20 protein-coding genes and 1 pseudogene are annotated in these 17999 nt (G+C 72.8%); 7 read left to right on the top strand and 14 right to left on the bottom strand.

Translation table 11 applies throughout. From position 1 onward, the window contains the following. The first annotated feature begins 8 nt into the window (after positions 1–8). Positions 9–1262, top strand: a complete 1254-nt coding sequence (locus ACFFXY_RS15570; protein WP_382352241.1) for an exo-beta-N-acetylmuramidase NamZ family protein — start codon at positions 9–11, stop codon at positions 1260–1262. A gap of 263 nt (positions 1263–1525) precedes the next feature. Then, positions 1526–2548, top strand: a pseudogene (locus ACFFXY_RS15575) (serine hydrolase domain-containing protein); the annotation flags it as partial. A gap of 495 nt (positions 2549–3043) precedes the next feature. Here the strand turns inward: ACFFXY_RS15575 and ACFFXY_RS15580 are convergent. Beyond that, a complete protein-coding gene (locus tag ACFFXY_RS15580; RefSeq protein ID WP_382352244.1) occupies positions 3044–4048 on the bottom strand; it encodes an SDR family oxidoreductase in 1005 nt (334 codons plus the stop codon). Positions 4049–4125: 77 nt separating this feature from the next. Between ACFFXY_RS15580 and ACFFXY_RS15585 the strand changes: the two genes are divergently transcribed. Continuing rightward, positions 4126–4779, top strand: a complete 654-nt coding sequence (locus ACFFXY_RS15585; RefSeq protein ID WP_382352247.1) for a 4a-hydroxytetrahydrobiopterin dehydratase family protein — start codon at positions 4126–4128, stop codon at positions 4777–4779. Between the two features lie 21 nt (positions 4780–4800). Here the strand turns inward: ACFFXY_RS15585 and ACFFXY_RS15590 are convergent, their stop codons facing one another. Further along, a complete protein-coding gene (locus ACFFXY_RS15590) occupies positions 4801–5712 on the bottom strand; it encodes an AraC family transcriptional regulator (RefSeq protein WP_382352250.1) in 912 nt (303 codons plus the stop codon). An 80-nt stretch (positions 5713–5792) separates the two neighbouring features. On the opposite strand from ACFFXY_RS15590, the gene ACFFXY_RS15595 reads away from it, so the two are divergent. Next, complete coding sequence (locus ACFFXY_RS15595; RefSeq protein WP_382352253.1) at positions 5793–6416, top strand: NAD(P)H oxidoreductase; 624 nt, start codon at positions 5793–5795, stop codon at positions 6414–6416. Between the two features lie 557 nt (positions 6417–6973). Here ACFFXY_RS15595 and ACFFXY_RS15600 read toward each other — a convergent pair. The 5 genes from ACFFXY_RS15600 to ACFFXY_RS15620 are packed head-to-tail and all read right to left on the bottom strand — an operon-like array spanning position 6974 to position 8799. Then, the gene (locus ACFFXY_RS15600; protein ID WP_382352256.1) at positions 6974–7495 is read right to left on the bottom strand and encodes a DUF6286 domain-containing protein; all 522 of its coding nucleotides are present in this window, start codon (positions 7493–7495) and stop codon (positions 6974–6976) included. Beyond that, complete coding sequence (locus ACFFXY_RS15605; RefSeq protein ID WP_382352259.1) at positions 7492–7854, bottom strand: Asp23/Gls24 family envelope stress response protein; 363 nt, start codon at positions 7852–7854, stop codon at positions 7492–7494. The genes ACFFXY_RS15600 and ACFFXY_RS15605 overlap by 4 nt, the downstream gene beginning before the upstream one ends. Next, on the bottom strand, positions 7847–8023 hold the full coding sequence (locus ACFFXY_RS15610; protein WP_359951003.1) for a DUF2273 domain-containing protein: 177 nt from the start codon (positions 8021–8023) through the stop codon (positions 7847–7849). Before ACFFXY_RS15610 ends, ACFFXY_RS15605 begins: the two co-directional genes overlap by 8 nt. A gap of 3 nt (positions 8024–8026) precedes the next feature. Continuing rightward, positions 8027–8374, bottom strand: a complete 348-nt coding sequence (locus ACFFXY_RS15615; protein WP_382352262.1) for a hypothetical protein — start codon at positions 8372–8374, stop codon at positions 8027–8029. Further along, entirely contained in the window at positions 8371–8799 is a 429-nt protein-coding gene (locus tag ACFFXY_RS15620) for an Asp23/Gls24 family envelope stress response protein (RefSeq protein WP_382352264.1), read from the bottom strand. Before ACFFXY_RS15620 ends, ACFFXY_RS15615 begins: the two co-directional genes overlap by 4 nt. 171 nt (positions 8800–8970) lie before the next feature. Here ACFFXY_RS15620 and ACFFXY_RS15625 point away from each other — a divergent pair, with 171 nt between their 5' ends. Both ACFFXY_RS15625 and ACFFXY_RS15630 read left to right on the top strand, forming a co-directional pair. Further along, positions 8971–10428, top strand: a complete 1458-nt coding sequence (locus ACFFXY_RS15625) for a glycoside hydrolase (protein ID WP_382352267.1) — start codon at positions 8971–8973, stop codon at positions 10426–10428. A 48-nt stretch (positions 10429–10476) separates the two neighbouring features. Continuing rightward, positions 10477–10947: a DUF1269 domain-containing protein gene (locus ACFFXY_RS15630; RefSeq protein WP_382352270.1), complete on the top strand. Its 471-nt coding sequence runs from the start codon at positions 10477–10479 to the stop codon at positions 10945–10947. A gap of 67 nt (positions 10948–11014) precedes the next feature. On the opposite strand, the gene ACFFXY_RS15635 is transcribed toward ACFFXY_RS15630, so the two are convergent. The 6 genes from ACFFXY_RS15635 to ACFFXY_RS15660 all read right to left on the bottom strand — a co-directional run bounded on the left by ACFFXY_RS15635 (position 11015) and on the right by ACFFXY_RS15660 (position 16603). Then, positions 11015–12091: a cellulose binding domain-containing protein gene (locus ACFFXY_RS15635; protein ID WP_382352273.1), complete on the bottom strand. Its 1077-nt coding sequence runs from the start codon at positions 12089–12091 to the stop codon at positions 11015–11017. A 147-nt stretch (positions 12092–12238) separates the two neighbouring features. After that, a complete protein-coding gene (locus tag ACFFXY_RS15640) occupies positions 12239–12808 on the bottom strand; it encodes a GNAT family N-acetyltransferase (RefSeq protein WP_382352276.1) in 570 nt (189 codons plus the stop codon). Beyond that, on the bottom strand, positions 12798–14294 hold the full coding sequence (locus ACFFXY_RS15645) for an APC family permease (protein WP_382352279.1): 1497 nt from the start codon (positions 14292–14294) through the stop codon (positions 12798–12800). Before ACFFXY_RS15645 ends, ACFFXY_RS15640 begins: the two co-directional genes overlap by 11 nt. Positions 14295–14329: 35 nt before the next feature. Beyond that, positions 14330–15001 carry a GPP34 family phosphoprotein gene (locus ACFFXY_RS15650; RefSeq protein ID WP_382352282.1) on the bottom strand — a complete coding sequence of 224 codons (672 nt, stop codon included), beginning with the start codon at positions 14999–15001 and terminating at the stop codon, positions 14330–14332. 226 nt (positions 15002–15227) lie between these two features. After that, positions 15228–15584, bottom strand: a complete 357-nt coding sequence (locus ACFFXY_RS15655) for a hypothetical protein (protein ID WP_382352285.1) — start codon at positions 15582–15584, stop codon at positions 15228–15230. Between the two features lie 80 nt (positions 15585–15664). Beyond that, positions 15665–16603: a helix-turn-helix transcriptional regulator gene (locus ACFFXY_RS15660; RefSeq protein ID WP_382352288.1), complete on the bottom strand. Its 939-nt coding sequence runs from the start codon at positions 16601–16603 to the stop codon at positions 15665–15667. A gap of 105 nt (positions 16604–16708) precedes the next feature. On the opposite strand from ACFFXY_RS15660, the gene ACFFXY_RS15665 reads away from it, so the two are divergent. Next, on the top strand, positions 16709–17116 hold the full coding sequence (locus tag ACFFXY_RS15665) for a VOC family protein (RefSeq protein ID WP_382352291.1): 408 nt from the start codon (positions 16709–16711) through the stop codon (positions 17114–17116). Here ACFFXY_RS15665 and ACFFXY_RS15670 read toward each other — a convergent pair. After that, positions 17113–17946 (bottom strand): helix-turn-helix transcriptional regulator, encoded by an 834-nt coding sequence (locus tag ACFFXY_RS15670; protein WP_382352294.1) that lies wholly within the window; start codon positions 17944–17946, stop codon positions 17113–17115. The genes ACFFXY_RS15665 and ACFFXY_RS15670 overlap by 4 nt on opposite strands. Positions 17947–17999: the final 53 nt, after the last annotated feature.

A 17999-nucleotide genomic window follows, 5' to 3' on the forward strand; every position in this document is an offset into this window, starting at 1 on the left:
AGCACCGCATGAAACGCAGGACCGTCATCGGCGGCACGGTCGCGGGAGCGGCCGCCGCCCTCGCCACCGCCGCACCCGCCGCCGCCGACCGCGGCGGACGCGCCGTGAGGACCGGCGTGGAAGTCCTGGCCCGCAGCGACTTCCGCGAGCTCAGGGGCCAGCGCGTCGGCGTGATCTCGAACCCGACCGGGGTCCTCCCGGACCTGAGCCACGAGGTGGACCTCATGCACGGGAGCGGGAAGGTCGACATCGCGGCGGTCTTCGGGCCCGAGCACGGCTTCCGCGGGGTCTCGCAGGCCGGGGAGGGCGAGGACTTCTTCCTCGACGCGAAGACCGGGCTGCCGGTGTACAACGCGTACAACGACATGGACCGGATGGCGGAGGTGTTCGCCGAGACCGGGATCGAGACGGTGGTCTTCGACATCCAGGACGTGGGGGCGCGGTTCTACACGTACATCTGGACCATGTACCTGGCGATGGAGGCCGCGGGGCAGCTGGGCCTGCGGTTCGTCGTCCTCGACCGGCCCAACCCGGGGTCGGCGCTGGCGGCGAGCGGGCCGGTGCTCCACCCCGAGCACGCGACGTTCGTGGGGCTCAAGCCGATCGCGCAGCGGCACGGGATGACCGTGGGCGAGCTGGCGCGGCTGTTCAACGGCGAGTTCCTCGGCGGCGCGGTCGACCTGACCGTGGTGAAGATGGAGCGGTGGCGCCGGGGCATGTACTTCGAGGAGACGGGGCTGCCGTGGGTGCCGCCGTCGCCGAACATGCCGACGGTGGCGACGGCAGTGGCGTATCCGGGGACGTGCCTGTTCGAGGCGACGGCGCTTTCGGAGGGGCGGGGCACGACGAAGCCGTTCGAGCTGCTGGGGGCGCCGGAGATCGACCACGAGTGGTCGGAGGCGCTGGAGGGGCTGGCGGGCGCTCGTTTCCGCGAAGCGTACTTCACCCCGACTTTCTCGAAATGGTCGGGAAAGGTCTGCGGGGGCGTGGAACTGCAAGTCACCCGAAGGGATGAATTCGATCCGATCAGGACGGCGCTGGCGATGATCGTCGCGCAGCGGCGGGCCTTCCCGCAGTACGGGTGGCGGTCGCAGGACGTGACGTCGTTCTGGCTGGACAAGCTCACGGGGAACCAGGCGGTGCGCCTGGCGATCGAGGCCGGAGCGGACGTGGACGAGGTCACGCCGCTGTGGGCCGAGGAATTGGATGCGTTTTCCGAGCAAAGAGAGTCGTACTTGCTCTATCGCGGCACCGCTCAGTGATGGCACGATAACCAGGAGACACGATGCAGCGTCGAACCATGCTCGGGGGCGCGGCGGGGGCGCTGTGGTCGGCGTTCGCGCTCGGCTCCCGCGCCAACGCCGAGGAGCGCCCCTCCATGCCCGATCTGACCGGTCCGCCGAGCGCTGGGCCGTACGATGTGACCTTCCCCGAACATCCGCTGGAACTGCGGTACGGGCCCTGTTCCGAAGCGCGGTTGACCGCCGCGCACGTCGACCTCATCGCGCCGCAACTTAAGTCCTATATGGAGGGTTCTGCCCCCTCGTTCCCCGGCTTCACGGTCCTCGCCGCCCGCCGCGGCGTCGTCGTCGCGCACGAGGCCGGGGGCCACCGCCTCCGCTACTCGGGGTGGGACGAGGAGACCGAGACCGCCGTGGAGCTGCCGGAGGCCGACCGGCTCCCGGCCGAGACCGGCACGGTCTACGACCTGGCGTCGATCTCGAAGCTGTTCACCGCCGCGGTGACCGGCCGCCTCATCGACGACCACGTGGTGGACCTGAAGCTGCCGGTCGTGGACTACCTCCCCGAGTTCGACTCCCTCGACCCGGCGAAGTCCCCCATCACGCTGGAGATGCTGCTGTCGCACACCTCCGGGATGATCTCCTTCATCAACCTGTACGACAAGCCCGACGACGCCGCGCGGATGGCCGCGATCTACGCGCAGCCGCTGCGCCGGGCCCCCGGCTCGGGCTACGAGTACTCCGACCTCAACCTCATCGTCCTGGGCAAGATCCTGGAGCGCGCCACCGGCCAGGGCCTCGCCGAGCTCGTCGCCGAGTTCGTGTGCGAGCCCCTGGGGCTCAAGGACACCGGGTACAACCCGGTGGACCGGATGCGCACGGCCGCGACGGAGTACCAGCCGTGGACGGGCCGCGGCACCGTCCACGGGGAGGTCCACGACGAGAACGCGTGGGCGTTCGGCGGCGTCGCCGGGCACGCGGGCGTGTTCGCCACGGCCTGGGACCTCGCGGTGTTCGGGCAGATGATCCTCAACGGCGGCCGTTACGGGGACGCCGAGATCCTCTCGGAGTCCACCGCGCGCATGGTCTTCACCGACATGAACGCCGGGATGGGCGAGGCCGCGGCGCGCGGCCTCGGCTGGCAGCTCGGCCAGCGCTGGTACATGGACGCGATGAGCTCGCCGGTCACGGTGGGGCACACGGGGTACACGGGCACGTCGATCGTGCTCGACCCGCTCGCGGGCACGCTGCTGGTGCTCATGACGAACCGGGTCCACCCGACGCGCAACCGCGGCACGGCCAGCGCCTACCGGCGGGCGGCCTCGCGGCCGCTGGGCCGGGCGGTGCCGGTGCGGCCCGAGCGGGGCCGCGACTCGTGGTACGCGGGGCAGGTGGACGCCTCGACGGCGACGCTGACGGCGGTGCTGCGGCGCCCCAGCGACTGCGCGACCGCGCGGTTCTCGCTCTGGTACGACACCGAGGCCACGGACCTGGCGGTCCTGGAGGCGAGCCCGGACGGCGCGGCGTGGACGCCGGTGCCGCTGGACCTGCGGACCGAGGACCACTGCTGGCGGACCGAGGGCGCGTTCTCGGGCTACTCGGGGCGCCAGTGGATCGACGCGAAGGCGACGCTCCCGGACGGCACGGCCCGGCTGCGCTGGCGGTACACGTCCGACCCGGTGTACCAGGGCCGGGGCGTGTACGTCGACGAGGTCGAGGTGCGCGAGGGCCGCGCCGTCCTGTGGGAGGGCGACGACTTCGAGGCGGTCGGCTGGACGCGCCAGCGGGACTTAGGGGTGCCCCTAAGGCATGGGGTGGGGCGCGTAGCGGTCGGCGAGCCAGTCCATGACCTTGTCGCGCTCCGCGTCGACCTCCTGCTGCTCGGGGTGGGCGTCGTACCAGGCGACCACCTCGCGCGCGCCGAGCCGGAACGGCGTGGGGCGCTGCCCGAACGCGGGCACGAGGCGCTTGACCTTGGTGTTGTCGAAGACCATCGAGTGGGCCTTGTCGCCGAGGAGGCCGGGGCCCCAGCCGGGGTCGGCGGCGGCGATGGCGTCCGAAGGGACGTGGACGAGGTGCGGCTCGTCGACTCCGGCCGCGGCGGCCACGTCCAGGAAGATCTGGTTCCAGGTGGGGGCCTCGTCGCCGGTGATGTGGAAGGCCTCGCCGATCGCGGCCTCCAGGCCGAGGAGCCCGGTGAAGCCCACGGCGAAGTCGCGGGCGTGCGTGATGGTCCACAGCGAGGTGCCGTCGCCGTGGACGACGACGGGCTTGCCGGCGCGCATCCGCTCGACCACGGTCCAGCCGCCGTCGAAGGGCAGCAGGGTCTCGTCGTAGGTGTGCGAGGGCCGGATGATCGTGGCGGGGAAGCCGTCCTCGCGGTAGGCGGCGGTGAGGAGGTCCTCGCAGGCGATCTTGTCGCGCGAGTACTGCCAGAACGGGTTGCGCAGCGGCGTGGACTCGGTGACCGGCAGGTGCGAGGGCGGGGTCTGGTAGGCGCTCGCTGAGGAGATGAACAGGTACTGGCCGGTGCGGCCGGCGAACAGCTCGATGTCGCGGCGGACCTGCTCGGGGGTGAACACGATCCAGTTGACGACGGCGTCGAAGGTCCGGTCGCCGATCGCCGCGCGCACGGACGCGGGGTCGGAGGCGTCGGCCGTGAGGACCTCGGCCCCTTCGGGGACGGCGCGCTCGCTGGTGCGGCCGCGGTTGAGGACGGTGACGTCGAGTCCCTGGGCGACGGCCTCGCGCACGCAGGAGGTGGAGATCCGGCCGGTCCCGCCGATGAACAGCACGCTGACGCTCACGTGAAACCCCTTTCAGTTGACGACGGTCCCACCCTACTCGGGGCCGGATGTCGGACCCGCGGGTTACGGTGACCGGCATGGACGGGATGTTGAGCCCGAAGGGCTTCCAGGAGGCCGACGCGAGCGGCCGGTGGCGGGTCCTCGGGGACGGCGCGTGCGCGTTCTTCAAGACCGGGTCGATGCGCGAGGCCGCCGAGTTCGCGGCGGCCGTGGCGGACCTGCCGGGCGCGGGACCGCACCGGCCGGACCTCGACCTCAGGTCCGAGGGGGTGACGGTCCGGCTCGTCGCGGTGGAGCCGGACTTCTGGGGCCTCACGGCCCGGGAGGTCGCACTCGCCCAGGACATCTCGGCCGTGGCCGACGGGCTGGGACTGGAGTCGGACCCCTCGCGGCTCCAGTCGGTCCAGGTCGCGGTCGACGCGATGTCGCACCCGGAGGTGATCCGGTTCTGGAAGGCCGTCCTCGGGTACGACGAGCGCGGCGACGAGGACCTGGTCGACCCGATGGGGCGCAATGCGTCGTTCTGGTTCCAGGAGATGGACGCGCCGCGCCCGCAGCGCAACCGGCTCCACGTGGACGTGTTCCTGCCGCACGACCGGGTGGAGGCGCGCCTCGCGGAGGCGCTGGCCGCCGGGGGCGTCATGGTGCGGGACCGGTCGCCGCACTGGTGGGTCGTGGCCGACCCGGAGGGCAACGAGGCGTGCGTGTCGACGCTCGGGACGCGGGACTAGGGCGTCACGGGGGCGGGTGCTTCAGGCGGGCTGGGCGTCGCGGAAGGCCCTGGGGCTCATGCCCTGGAGGCGTTTGAACGCGGTGCTGAACGCGAACGGGTCCGCGTACCCGACCTGCCTGGCGACCGCCGACACCGGGATCTCGGGGTCGGTGAGCAGGTCCTCGGCGAGGGACATGCGCCATTCGGCGAGGTAGCCGAGCGGCGGGCGGCCCATGACGGCCGTGAAGCGCTTCGCGAAGTGCGCGCGGGAGACCCGGGCCTCGGCGGCGAGCGCGTCCACGGTCCAGCGGGCCGCCGGGTCGCGGTGCATGGCCTCGATCGCGGGACCGGTGACCGGGTCGAGGACGCCGCGGTACCAGGCCGGGGCCTCGGCCCCTTGGAGGTCGAACCAGCAGGAGAGCGTGCAGACCAGGCCCCAGTCGAGGACGCGGTCCACGAGGGCGCCGCCGCCGGGGCCGCCGCTGCGGGCCATGGCGTCGTCGAGGACCTTGAGCCAGAGCACGTCCACGGGGTCGTCGTCGAGGACGAGCGCCTTCGGGAGGGTCCGCATGAGCCGTTCGTGGCGGGGCCGCAGGTCCCGGTAGGCGCCGACGACGAGGGCCGTGGGGCCGTGCGGGTCGCGCTTGGGCTCGCAGTCGGCGTCGGGGTCGAAGCAGGAGACGAGGTAGGCCGGGCCGGTCGCGCCGGGCGGTGCGTCGCGGTCGACGAGGTGGAACGGCTCGGTGTCGCGCACGAGGGCGGTGGAGCCGGGCCGGAGCGGGTGCTCGGTGCCGTCGGCGAGGACGAGGCGGGCGCCGCCGTGGACGAGGGTGATGAGCGTCAGGGGCGCGCGGTCGGGGAAGCCGATGCGCCAGCCGGGTTCGAGTGCCGCGCGGGTGGCCGAGGCGCCGTCGGCGCGGATGCCGCGGAGCATGTCGCTCAGTGGGTCCATCGCGCAAGCGTAGACGATCGCAAAGGTATCTGCCGGTCTGGTCCATGGTCCGTCTGCCCGCGAGCGGGTGTACTTGCCCCATGAGCGAAACCGAACCCACCGCACTCGTCGTCTTCGGCCATCACCGGGCCGACTCCCTGACCGCCGCCGTCGCCGAGCGGACCGCCAAGCGCCTCGCCGACCGCGGCTACCGCGTCGACGTGCTTGACCTCGAACGCGAGGGCTTCGACCCGCGCAACAGCGTCGCGGACGAGCCGGACTACGGGAACCGCGACAAGCACTACACCGACGAGGTCCACGCCCACATCGCCCGCGTCCACGCCGCCGACGTGATCGTCCCGGTGTTCCCGGTGTGGTGGTACGGGCTCCCGGCCCTGCTCAAGGGCTGGTTCGACCGGGTCTGGAACTACGGGCTCACATACGGGCGCAGCAAGTCCCCCATGGCGGGCAAGCGGATGCTGTGGATCGCGCTCGCGGGCGGGACCGCGGACGACCAGATGGCGCCGCTGGTGCAGGGGCTCCTCGACCCGCAGCTGCGCGTCGGCGTCTCGGCGTACTGCGGCATCCCGGACGCGCACACGGTCGCGCTGTACGACTCCGAGGGCCAGGGCCTGGAGGGCGAGGCGCGGGAGCGGCACTTCCGGGAGCTGTTCGCGCAGGCCGAGGCGGCCGTGGACGCGCTGCTGGCGGCGCCCGCGGCGTAAGTGGACGCGGGGCGTGCGGCGGCGGCCGGGGCGCTTGGGGCCGTCCACGAGGACGCGCACGGCGACCTCCCCGTCCGGGAACGCGGCGGTGACGGACTCGGCGACGCTCCCCGCGGCGTTGACGAGGGACTCGCCGTCGGCGCGCGGGTCGATGTGGGCCCGCAGTTCGATGAGCTGGCCGCCGCGGACCGCGAAGCGGCGGCTGGCGACCCGGTCCACGGGCGCGACCCGTTCGAGGTCGGCCCGCAGGCGCGGCGCGACCGCGCGCACGTCGAGGTCGATCCGGTCGGCCCCGGTGGAGGACAGGGCGACGCGGCCTTCGGCGGGGCGCGGGAGTCGCGCGAGCAGCCACCACAGGGCGAGCACGGCGAGGACCGCGGCCGCGCCGAGCGCGGCCCACGAGAACCACTCGGCCGCCGCCGTGTCGTTCACCTTCGCGGTGTCGAGGCGCTTCCAGATCCCGGCGAGGTCGAAGCGCCAGTCGAGGACCGCGGCCCCCGCGGCCAGGAGCAGCAGGCCGATGACGGCGGCGGCGGGCCGGTCGATCGCGGGTCGCCTCATCGCGCGCCCTCCTTGGCCTGCACGGACACCTCGATCTCGGCGAGGCTGCCGAGCCGCGTGCCGACCGATTCGAGGATGTCGGCGACGGCGGCCTCGCTGCCGGGCGCGAGGAGGGCCTTGACGCGCAGGCGGCGGCGCCGCATCTCGGTGGCGGCGTGGAGGACCCCGGGGGCGCGCTCGGCCGCGTCGGCGGCGACGGCCTCGACGGCGGCGGGCGTGACCCACAGGTCGCCGGGGCCCTCGGCGTGCAGGTGGGAGCGGCGGGCCGGGAGGAACGCGGCGACGAGGAACCACAGGCCGAGGAGCACGGCGGCGACGCCTCCGGCGAGGACCCACGTGGACGGCTCCCGGTCGTCAAGGGCCGCAAGGGCTTCGCCGAGCCAGGAGGACGCGGAGGTCCAGCCGCGCGCGGCGGCGGCGTGCTGCGCCAGGAGCGCGGCGAACGCCAGGAGCAAGAGCGCGCCGAGGACGGCGAGCCAGGAGGCGGCGGGGCTGCGGCGCGGTTCGCGGACCTTCATCGGACCCTCCGCGTCTGCTCGGGGGCGTCGACGAGATGGACGCCCACGTCGAGGGCGACCACGTCGTACCCGGTGATGCGGGTGGCCTCGGCGCGCACGCGGGCCGTCAGGTCCCGGGCCGTCGCCGAGACGGGGCCGGGCCAGGCCACGCCGACGTCGAGGCGGGCCCAGATCCGGCCGTGCTTGACGGTGGCCTTGGCCTTGGGCCGCTTGGTCGTCGCGGTGCCCTCGCACGCGAGCGCGGCGCCTTCGAGGATGCGGGCCACGGCGGCGTCGGCGAGGCGCAGGCTCCCGCGCTCCCCCGGCGGCCGGTCGGCGCCGGAGCCGGGGAGGTCGGCGAGCGCGAAGTCCTCAGTCACGGCGGCCTCGGAAGCGGTCGAAGAGGTCCACCTCGCCGCTGAGCTTGCCCGCGACGGCGAAGCCGACGGCGCCGAGGACCACGGCGAGCAGGAACCCGGTGAAGCCGCCATTGATGACGGCCAGCGCCAGCAGGAGCCCGGCCACGAGGCCGGCGAAGGAAGCCTTCATTGGTCAGTCCCCTTTGTTCGCGACGGGAGCGGTGGCGTCCGCTGCGGCGGTCGCTTCAGAAGTGGCGTCTTCCACGGTGAGGTCCTCGATGAACACGGCAACGGTCCGTCCGGCGGCGAGCGGTGCGACCGCGGCGCGGATCGCGGCGGCCGCGGCCGGGATGTCGGCGCCCCAGGCTACGGTCGCGTGGACCTCGCAGTCGGTGTCGCCGAGCCGCAGGCCAGGGACGCGGCGGCCGGGAAGGAGGACGGCGGTCCCGTGGTGGAGGCCGGTCACGCCGGGCACGGCCAGGACGGCGTCGGCGATGGCGTCGACGCCCGCGGCGAAGTCCTCGGCGGCCACGGCGGTCACTCGACCCTCGGGTCGCCTTCGGGTTCGGCGTCGGGGTCGTCCAGGTGCACGTCGTGGACGGTGATGTTGACTTCGGTGACTTCGAGCCCGGTCATGCGCTCGACGGCGTCCACGACGTTGCGGCGCACGCCCGCGGCGAGGTCGGCGATGGCGATGCCGTACTCGGCGACCACGTCGAGGTCCACGGCGGCCTGGCGTTCGCCCACTTCGACGGAGACGCCCTGGCCGTAGTTGGTGCGGGAGCCGGGGATGCGCTCGCGCAGGGCCCCGACGGTGCGGCTGCCCGCGCCGCCGAGCTGGTGGATGCCGTCGACTTCGCGGGCGGCGATGCCCGCGATCTTGGCGACCACCTGGTCGGCGATCACGGTCCGGCCCTGGTCGCTCGCCAGCGGCCCGGCGTCCTCGGTCTTCGTCTTCTCCGGCATCACTGACCTCCCGTTTCGCGGTGGCCTCCCACCGTCGCACAGAACGGAAGGGGTTGTCGCGGAAAGCGGGGAACCGGGGCCGGGCCGCTTTTTCTCATGCTTTATCGAAGGAGTTGACTTTACCGATCGGCGCTGCGATCATCGAAGAACCTCGATGTATTGGAGGGCGTCATGCGCCGTCGCACACTCTTCACCGCCGCCGGGACGGGGGCGCTCGCCGCGGGCGCGGTCCCCTCGGCCGCGCGGGCCGACTACACGACCGCCGTCAACCCCGCGTCCGCATGGGGCACTTGGGAGGGCTGGGGCACCTCGCTGTGCTGGTGGGGCCGGGCCTTCGGGAACCGGAACGACCTCGCCGACCTCATGTTCACGAGGAACAGCGTCACGTACAACGGGGCCTCGCTGCCGGGGCTGGGCATGAACATCGTCCGCTACAACGCGGGCGCGTGCTCCTGGAACTCGATCAACGGCGAGTCCATGGCGGTCTCGCCGAACATGATGCGCTCGCGGCAGATGGACGGGTACTGGCTCGACTGGAACTCCAGCGACCCGGCCTCGGCGAGCTGGAACTGGAACGTCGACAGCGCGCAGCGCAACCTCATGTGGAAGGCCCGCGACCGCGGCGTGAACCTGTTCGAGCTGTTCTCGAACTCGCCGATGTGGTGGATGTGCGTCAACCACAACCCCTCCGGCGGCGCCAGCGGCAGTGTGGACAACCTCCAGTCGTGGAACCGGCAGCAGCACGCCGTGTACATGGCGACCGTGGCGAAGTACGCGCACGACCACTGGGGCGTGGACTTCGACTACGTGGACCCGTTCAACGAGCCGATCGCGAACTGGTGGACGGCCACCGGGACGCAGGAGGGCTGCCACTTCGACGTGGCGACCCAGTCGATCGTCATCGACCACCTGCGGTCCGAGCTGGACGCGCGGGGCCTGTCGTGGATGCCGATCACCGCCTCCGACGAGTCGCTGTACGACCAGGCCGTGAGCACCTGGAACGGCCTCACCTCCTCCGCCAAGGGGAAGGTCGCGAAGGTCAACGTCCACGGATACCAGTACGAGGGCGGGCGCCGCGACTCGGTCTACAGCGCCGTCCACGGGGCCGGGAAGCGGCTGTGGAACTCCGAGTACGGCGAGAACGACGGCACGGGCCTGCGCCTGGCCCGCAACATCAACCTGGACTTCCGCTGGCTCCACCCGACCGGCTGGTGCTACTGGCAGGTCCTCGACGGCGGCGGCTGGGGCCTGGTCCAGGCCGACAACGAGGCCGGGACGCTCGGGGCGGTGAACACCAAGTACTTCGTGTTCGCCCAGTTCGCGCGGCACATCCGCCCCGGCATGACCATCATCGACGGCGGCGAGGCGAACACCGTCGCAGCGCACGACTCGGCCTCCGGCAAGCTCGTCATCGTCACCACCAACTACGGGACGGCGCAGACCGTGACGTACGACCTGTCGGCGTTCGGCACGGTCCCGAACGGCACGGCCGTGCGCTGGTCCACGCGGACCAACGGGTCCGAGAAGTACGCGCGGTACGCCGACACGACCGTGGCGTCGAAGCGGTTCTCGCGGGCGTTCCCGGCGAACACCGTCATGACGTTCGAGATCGAGGGCGTGCGCCGCTGATTCGCGCGTTCGCGCGCCGTGCGCGGCTCCGCCCCATAGGTTGTGGGGGTGACCGAAGGGAGCGGAGCCGTGGACAGCCCCGAACGCCTCTTCGTCCTCGCCTACCCCGACGCCGCGACCGCCGAGGCCGCGCGCGACCGGCTCCTCGAACTCCAGCGGCCCGAGCACATCACCATCAGGGACCTCGCCGTCGCCGAGAACCGCGACGGGAAGATCAAGCTGCGCCAGTACCGCAACAACACCGCGATCGGCTTCGCCGTGGGCGGCATGTGGGGCGGCCTCATCGGCCTCCTCGTCTTCGCACCGTTCGTCGGCCTCGCCCTCGGCGCCGCCGCGGGCGCCGTCGGCGGCGCCCAGACCGACACCGGCATCGACGACGAGTCCATGAAGACCCTCGCCCGCCATCTCGCCCCCGGCGCCGCGGCCCTGTTCGTCCTCGAAGAGGGCGCCTCGCGGGACCGCATCGTGGAGGACCTCGCGTCCTTCGGCGGCACGCTCCTGGACGATCCGCTGAAGTGACCCGCCCAAGCGACGCGCCAACGGCGCCGGGTCCTGTCGGGCCCGGCGCCGTTGGCGTTGGGGTGGTTCAGGAGAGGATCGGGTCGAGGGCCTCGAACCAGTTGGCGGCGAGCTTGACGTAGCCGTCCTCGTCGGGGTGGACGCCGTCGTAGGTGTCGACGGAGGGGACCCAGCCGGTGTGCTGGTCGACCACGACGATCGGGGACGCGGGAGTCGACAGGCCCGCGGCCCAGGCCGGGATCTGGGCGTTGAAGTCGATCGTGCGCTGCGGGCAGTCGGCGCAGTTGCTCGGGGCGAGCGGGATGAGCTGCGCCGCGAGGATCACCGCGTCGGGGTTGAGCTCGCGCAGGTCCTCCACGATCTGGGTGTACGCGGCCAGGATGGTCGCGGGCGGGATCGAGGACCAGACGTCGTTGGTGGCGAAGTGCAGCAGGAGCACGTCGGGCGTGTTCTGCTCCAGCCAGCCGCGCACGCTGCCGTTGTTCACCGACTGGGTGACCAGGAAGCCGCCGTGGCCCTCGTGGTCGGGGTCGGAGCCGGCCGGGTTGCAGGCCTGGGAGAGCGAGCCGACGAAGTCGACGTCGTACCCGGCGGTGTCGAGGAGCTGCCACAGGTTGCCGCGCCAGCAGCCGGGGCTGCCGGTGATCGAGTCGCCCAGGGGCATGATCCGCACGGCCTCACCGGGCGGGTCGGTCGGGTCGTCGGTGGTGGGCGGGTCGGTCGGGTCCACTTCGCCGTCGCACAGGTCGCCGTTGACGGAGACCCCGGTGGGGGCGGCGGTGCTGCCGGAGCCGATGAAGCCGAAGACCTCGCGGGTCTGCCCGGCGGCGACGGTGCCGTTCCAGCCCACGTCGGAGCCGGAGAACACGCGGCCGCTCTGGGACCACGAGACGTTCCAGGCGCTGGAGACCGCCGTCCCGGCCGGGAAGGTCCACTCGATGTCCCACCCGCCGCTGATCGCCTCGCCGGCGGTGATCGCGACGTTGGCCTGGAAGCCCGAGCCCCAGCTGCTGACGACGGTGTACCGGACCTCGCAGCCGTCCTCGGCGAGTGCCAGGTCCGCCGGGCCGAGCGTCAGCGCCGCCGCGCCGAGGGCCGTCGCGGCCGCGGCCGCGAGGGCGGTGATCTTGCGTCTGAAGCGCATTCGTTGCTCCTTCACCGGAATCCGGGAACTGAGGGAGCGCTCCCAGATTGGATGGGACGATCATACCGAACCAGGCTTAGTATAGTCAAGTGTGTCAATATTTACCGGTGAGGACGGCGGCGGACCCGCGGGCCCGCCGCCGTCCGGTCAGGCCTGCGGCTCGCGCCACATCGGATAGAGGAACGGCCCGCCGTCCTCCAGCCCGTACCGCTCCCCCAGCGGCTCGTACCCGAGCGTCCCGTACAGGCGCGCGGTCTCGGGCGAGACCGCCTCCAGGTACGCGGGGATGCCGTCCCGGTCGAGCACGCGGTGGTGGCGGCGCAGCATCGCCGAGGCGATCCCGTTGCCGCGCTTGGCCTCACGCACCCCGACGAGCGCCACGTAGTGGTGCGGGACGTCGGGGTGGTGGTCCTCCATCACCTGGTCGAGGCGGCGGAACCGGTCGATCGTCGGGCCGCAGGCCGCGGCCAGGCGCTCGTCGTAGCCGGGGATCGGCGGCGCCCCGGCCGTGTGGTCGAACCACACGACCGCGCCGTCGAGGTCGCCGGAGGTGACGACCCCGCCGTGTCCGAGCGCGTGCTCCACGAGCAGCTCGAACTGGCCCCGGACCGCCTTGCGGCGCTCCTCCGGGTCGTCGGAGAGCCAGCGCGCCGTCGGCAGCTCGTTGAACTCGTCGGCGAGCATCGCCGCCACGGCGCCGTACGCGCTAACGCTCACTCGCGGCCCCCACCGGCACCGCGGCCCGCTCGGCCGCCTGGACCAGCGGCGCCTTCGCGCCGTGGCCGATCCCGGCGTACACCTCGGGCCGGGCGCGCTTGAGGAACAGGCCCCAGCCCGCGCCCAGGAGCGCCAGGACCGCGAACACGATCGGCACGAGCTTCGGCAGCAGCGAGCCCTTCTCGACGCCCAGGAGCGTGTGGAAGTGGATCACCGACAGGTACATGACCCCGGCCATCGCCAGGACCGCCAGCACCGGCGCGATGCGCGCGGCCCACACCGACTCCTCGCGCCGATCCCGCGCGAAGTAGACGACGACCGCGATGCCGCACGTCAGGATCAGCGCGATGAGGCCGATCCCCGAGGCGGTGCCGAGGTAGTAGAACAGGTGCACCAGCGGGTCGAGGCCGAGGGCGGCCCACAGGACGATGACCAGGCCGCCGACGACGGTCTGCGTCACGGAGGCGGCCACGGGCGCGCACGTGCGCACCGAGGTGCGCCCCAGCCACGAGAACACGACCTGCTCGCGGCCCAGCGCGAACAGGTACCGCGCGGTGGTGTTGTGGAAGCTCAGCGACGCCGCGGTGACCGAGGTGAGCAGGAGGACCTGCCCGATCGTCACCCACGCGGAGCCGAGCTGGTCCCCGGCGAGGGTGAACATGAGGTCGGGGTCGGCGCTGGCGGCGACCACGTTGTCGTCGCCGACGGCGGTGATGATCGACCAGGACGAGGCGATGTAGATGAACGCGAGGATGCCGATCGTCGCGAGCGTCGCGCGGGCGACGGTCCGCTTGCGGTCGCGGGCCTCCTCGCCGTAGACGGTGGGCGACTCGAACCCGATGAACCCGATGACCGCGAGGGCGAGCACGGCCCCGGCGGCCTCGCCGCCGAGCGCGGTCGGCGAGAGCGCGGCGAACGACAGGCCGTCCGCGGGGTGCGCGAAGTTCGAGACGCTGAACATGAGGATGACGGCGACCTCGACGGTGAGGAGCACCGCGAGGACCTTCGCGTTGATGTCCACCGCGCGGGTGCCGAGCAGGCCCACCAGCAGCCACGCGACGAGCGAGAACGCCCACCACGGCAGGTCGAGGCCGGTCTGCGCGAACAGGCCTTGAGCGGTGATGCCGACGAGGCCGTAGAGGCTGGCTTGCAGGGCGCAGTAGGAGGTGGCGGCGACCCACGCGGCGGCGACGCCCGGGACGCGGCCGAGGCCGCGGGCGACGAACGCGTACATGGCGCCCGCGTTGGCGATGTGGCGGGCCATCGCGGTGTAGCCGATGCTGAACAGCCACAGGGAGACCGCGATGATGACGTACCCGAGCGGGATGCCGATCTGGCCGGCCACGGCGAACATGACGACGACGCCGCCGGCGATGACGGTGAGCGGGGTGGCGGCGGTGAGCGAGAAGTGGAGGAGGCTGAGCGTTCCGAGCTTGTCGCGGGCCAGTGCGGACTGGACCGCGCTCGCGGGTGAGGGAGCGGACATGGGGTGGTGACTCTCCTTATCGTTCGGGCACTTGCTTAGAGGTTGCCGGTGATGGCGGTGTCCGCCACGGCGGCGGTGAGGTGCCCGCGGATCGCCTGGAGCGGCGCGGGCAGCACCCGCAGATGGCCCTCGGCGTATTCGCGTGCGCCGGAGGGCATCTGGGAGTACAGCGACTTCGACAGGCCGACGGACTCGGTGAGCGCGAGGAGGAACGCGTCGAGCAGGGGCATTCGTCGGTCCATCGAGGACAGGTAGCGGCGCAGCCGGGCGAGCGGCGCCTGGGCGATGAGGGCGTCGGCCGCGTCGTACGTGGTCTGCACCCTGCCGAGCCAGCGGCTGCGCTGCTCGCCGCGGACCATCAGCCCGGCCACGACCATGTGCTCGGCGGTCTTGGTCTGGGTGTCGGCGATGGCGAGGTACTCCAGCCACTCGGGCACCGCGAGGTTCTCGGGCTCGCCGTGCACGAGCTCGCTCAGCCACAGCCCCAGGGAGTCCCGCGGCGGGCCGCCGCGCTTCTCGGCGAGGACGTAGTCCTTGCCCTCATGGGGCCTGACCGCCAGGTGGCCCGAGAACACCAGCTCCGCCAGCAGCGCCGCGCCGAGCGCCAGGCCGATGACGCGCGGGGCGACCGCGGGCTTGTAGAAGTCGTGGTAGGCGGTGATGAGAAACGCGTCGTACACGAGCCTGGGGGTGGGCGCGTCGGGCACCGGGAGTGATCCTTCCAGTACAGGAGCATTCGATCGGATTATGATACGGTCACGCTTTTTCAGGGTTCATATCGGTATTCCGACTATTTCACCGCTGCTAGGACCCTCGTCGGTCTTTTGCGCGCTCCAGCCCGTGGGCTGCCCGAACGCACCGAAGCTCCGCACCATTTGGACGGTGCGGAGCTTCTGGTGATTCGCGGCTATTGGGGCCCTTGGGGAACGCGGGCTACCCGATGACGTCGCAGTAGGGCTTGACGGTCTCGACGAGCGTGGGGCCCTCGGCCTCCTCGACGCCGAACAGGGACGCGGCGTCGCGCGCGAGCTGCTCCTCGTCGGCGCCGTCGGCCGCCGACTCGCACAGCTGCCTCGCGCCGTCCACGATCTCGCCGGCCGTGACGTCGGGCGCGAGCTCCTGGAGGTCCCCGGCGAGGCCGGTCGGGAAGTCCCCCGCGAGGTCCTGGATGGAGTCCTCCAGGTTCGGCACCGAGGGCGCCTCGATGGGCAGTTCCCCTTCCCCGCAGGCGGACAGCGCCAGTGCGGAACCGAGGGCGAGTGCGAGCGCGGCGATGGTCCGTCGTGCCATGTGAACTGCTCCTTTGCGTGGTTTGCGGCCACGGTACCAACGGATCGGGCGATTCCCGAGGCGTGCTGCGATGGGTTCGGTCACAGGGACGCGGCGGCGAAGCGGGTCGCCAGGTGCGCGAAGGCGCGGGCGAGCTCGGGGGGCCGGGCGGCCTCGATCCCGGCGTCGAAGCGGCCGAAGGACGCGGCGAGCGCGGGCCAGGACCAGGCGCCGAGGGTGACGCGGCACCGGTCGGGGCCGAGGGCCTCGATGCGGCCGTCTTCGAGGTAGGGGGCGACGGCGTCGGCGGACCGCAGGAGCACCGCGTCGCCGCGGCAGGGCCATTCGGGCGTGCCGTCGGCGCCGCGGAAGCGGGACTGGAGGAACGCGGCGACGTTGCCGCCGGGGAGCGGGCGCGGGGTGAAGCGGGGCCCGGCGGGGGTGCGGGGCGCGATGCGGTCGACGCGGAAGACCCGCCAGTCGCGGCGGTCGAGGTCCCAGGCGACGAGGTACCAGCGGTCGTTCCAGGTGGCGAGGTGGTGGGGCTGGGTGCGGCGGAGGCCCTTGCCGGCGTAGGTGAAGCGCAGTTCCTCGCGGTCGCGCACGGCCGCGGCGAGGGCGAGGAGGACCTCGGTGCCGATGGGGGCCGGGCGGGGGCCGCGGGGGACGGCGGCGACCTGGACGGCGTCGACGCGGCGGCGCCGGCGCGGGGGCAGGACCTGCCGGACGGCGGCGAGCGCGAGCGCGGCGGCGTCCTCCATGCCGGTGCCCGTGGCGGTGCGCAGGGCGACGGCGAGGGCCACGGCCTGCTCGTCGTCGAACAGGAGCGGCGGGAGGGCCGAGCCGGGTTCGAGCCGGTAGCCGCCGTAGGGGCCGCGCACGGCGGTGATGCGGTAGCCGAGGTCGCGGAGACGCTCGACGTCGCGGCGGACCGTGCGCTCGCTGGCGCCGAGGCGGTCCGCGAGCGCCGGGCCGGTCCAGTCGGGGCGGGTCTGGAGGAGCGCGAGCAGGCGGAGGGTCCGCGACGAGGTTCCGGTCATGGTCCGATCCTGCCACCGGGAGCGGACGGCACCTGTCCGGAATGCGGATCACGCTGGTGCGGCACCGGGCGAGAGGCGCCCGGGACGCGAACGAGGAGCAGTCACATGAGCGTGAGCACCACACCGCACCTGAACTTCCGGGGCGAGGCCCGGGAGGCGCTGGAGTTCTACCGGTCCGTGTTCGGCGGCGACCTGGTGGCGATGACGTACGGGGACATGGGGTCCCAGGACCCGGTCGAGAAGGACCAGGTCGTGTGGGGGCAGGTCGCGGCCCCGAACGGGTTCCGGGTGATGGCCTACGACGCGCCCGCGGCGGTCCCGTTCGGGCGCGGCGAGGACCCGTTCTTCGTGTCGGTCCGCGGCGACGACGTGGAGGAGCTGGCGGGCCTGTGGGCGCGGCTCGCGGAGGGCGGCGCGGTGGCGCAGCCGTTCGGGCCGTCGGCGTGGGCGAAGGCGTACGGGATGGTGCGCGACCGGTTCGGGATCACGTGGGTCCTGGACGTGGCCGCTTAAGCCGCGGCCGGGCCGAGGACCGCGAGGAGCCTGAGCTGCTCCTCGGCCTCGGTCCGGGGCGCGGCGGTGAGGACGAGGAGCGCCTGCGCCTCGTCCTCGGTGTACAGCACCTGGCAGTCGAGTTCGATCGGGCCGACCTCGGGGTGGACGAGCGTCTTGTGGTCGGCGAAGCGCTTGGCGACCTCGTGGCGGTCCCAGATCTCGGCGAACTCCGGCGACCGCTTCCGCAGGGCCGCCACGAGCTCTCCGGCGCGGGACTTGGCCCCCATGGCGCCGTAGGCGACCCGCAGGGCCGAGACGAGGGCGCGGCCCTGGCGGTCGCGGTCGTCGGCGGGGTACTTCTCGCGTTCGGCCGGGCGGGTGAACCAGCGGTACGCGTCGTAGCGGTCGAGCCCGGTGAACGCGGTGCGGTCGCCGAACAGGGCCTTCGCGAGGTCGTTCTGGACGAGGGCCTCGCCGAGGTTCGAGAGGATCAGCGCGGGTGTGTCCTGGAGCCGGTCGAGGACGCGCAGGAGCGCGGGGGCGACGTGCGCGCCGTCGCCGATGCGGGCGGGGAGGCCGTGCCCGGCCGCGCGGAACAGGTAGTCGCGCTCCTGGTCGGTCAGGCGCAGGGCGCGGGCGAGGGAGGCGAGCATCTGGACGCTCGGCTGCGGGCCGCGGCGCTGTTCGAGCCGCGTGTAGTAGTCGGTGGACATGGCCGCGAGCGAGGCGACCTCCTCGCGGCGCAGGCCGGGCGCGCGGCGGCGGACGCCGGGCGGGAGCCCCACGTCCTCGGGCCGCAGGTGCTCGCGGCGGGCGCGCAGGAACTCGGCGAGTGCGGTGCGGTCCATGCGTCCAGTATCGGCCCGGCGGCGGGCCCCAGCCAGGGACCGGCGATCCCCCG

Origin of the sequence: Glycomyces mayteni (assembly GCF_042428885.1) — a bacterium.
Lineage (GTDB): Bacteria > Actinomycetota > Actinomycetes > Mycobacteriales > Micromonosporaceae > Glycomyces > Glycomyces mayteni.

Excerpts from the sequence above, each read along its gene's own strand:
- ACFFXY_RS15570 (WP_382352241.1), top strand. The coding sequence starts at position 9 with ATGAAACGCAGGACCGTCATCGGCGGCACGGTCGCGGGAGCGGCCGCC.
- ACFFXY_RS15585 (WP_382352247.1), top strand. The coding sequence starts at position 4,126 with ATGGACGGGATGTTGAGCCCGAAGGGCTTCCAGGAGGCCGACGCGAGC.
- ACFFXY_RS15590 (WP_382352250.1), bottom strand. The coding sequence starts at position 5,712 with ATGGACCCACTGAGCGACATGCTCCGCGGCATCCGCGCCGACGGCGCC.
- ACFFXY_RS15595 (WP_382352253.1), top strand. The coding sequence starts at position 5,793 with ATGAGCGAAACCGAACCCACCGCACTCGTCGTCTTCGGCCATCACCGG.
- ACFFXY_RS15600 (WP_382352256.1), bottom strand. The coding sequence starts at position 7,495 with ATGAAGGTCCGCGAACCGCGCCGCAGCCCCGCCGCCTCCTGGCTCGCC.
- ACFFXY_RS15610 (WP_359951003.1), bottom strand. The coding sequence starts at position 8,023 with ATGAAGGCTTCCTTCGCCGGCCTCGTGGCCGGGCTCCTGCTGGCGCTG.
- ACFFXY_RS15620 (WP_382352264.1), bottom strand. The coding sequence starts at position 8,799 with ATGCCGGAGAAGACGAAGACCGAGGACGCCGGGCCGCTGGCGAGCGAC.
- ACFFXY_RS15625 (WP_382352267.1), top strand. The coding sequence starts at position 8,971 with ATGCGCCGTCGCACACTCTTCACCGCCGCCGGGACGGGGGCGCTCGCC.
- ACFFXY_RS15635 (WP_382352273.1), bottom strand. The coding sequence starts at position 12,091 with ATGCGCTTCAGACGCAAGATCACCGCCCTCGCGGCCGCGGCCGCGACG.
- ACFFXY_RS15645 (WP_382352279.1), bottom strand. The coding sequence starts at position 14,294 with ATGTCCGCTCCCTCACCCGCGAGCGCGGTCCAGTCCGCACTGGCCCGC.
- ACFFXY_RS15655 (WP_382352285.1), bottom strand. The coding sequence starts at position 15,584 with ATGGCACGACGGACCATCGCCGCGCTCGCACTCGCCCTCGGTTCCGCA.
- ACFFXY_RS15660 (WP_382352288.1), bottom strand. The coding sequence starts at position 16,603 with ATGACCGGAACCTCGTCGCGGACCCTCCGCCTGCTCGCGCTCCTCCAG.
- ACFFXY_RS15665 (WP_382352291.1), top strand. The coding sequence starts at position 16,709 with ATGAGCGTGAGCACCACACCGCACCTGAACTTCCGGGGCGAGGCCCGG.
- ACFFXY_RS15670 (WP_382352294.1), bottom strand. The coding sequence starts at position 17,946 with ATGGACCGCACCGCACTCGCCGAGTTCCTGCGCGCCCGCCGCGAGCAC.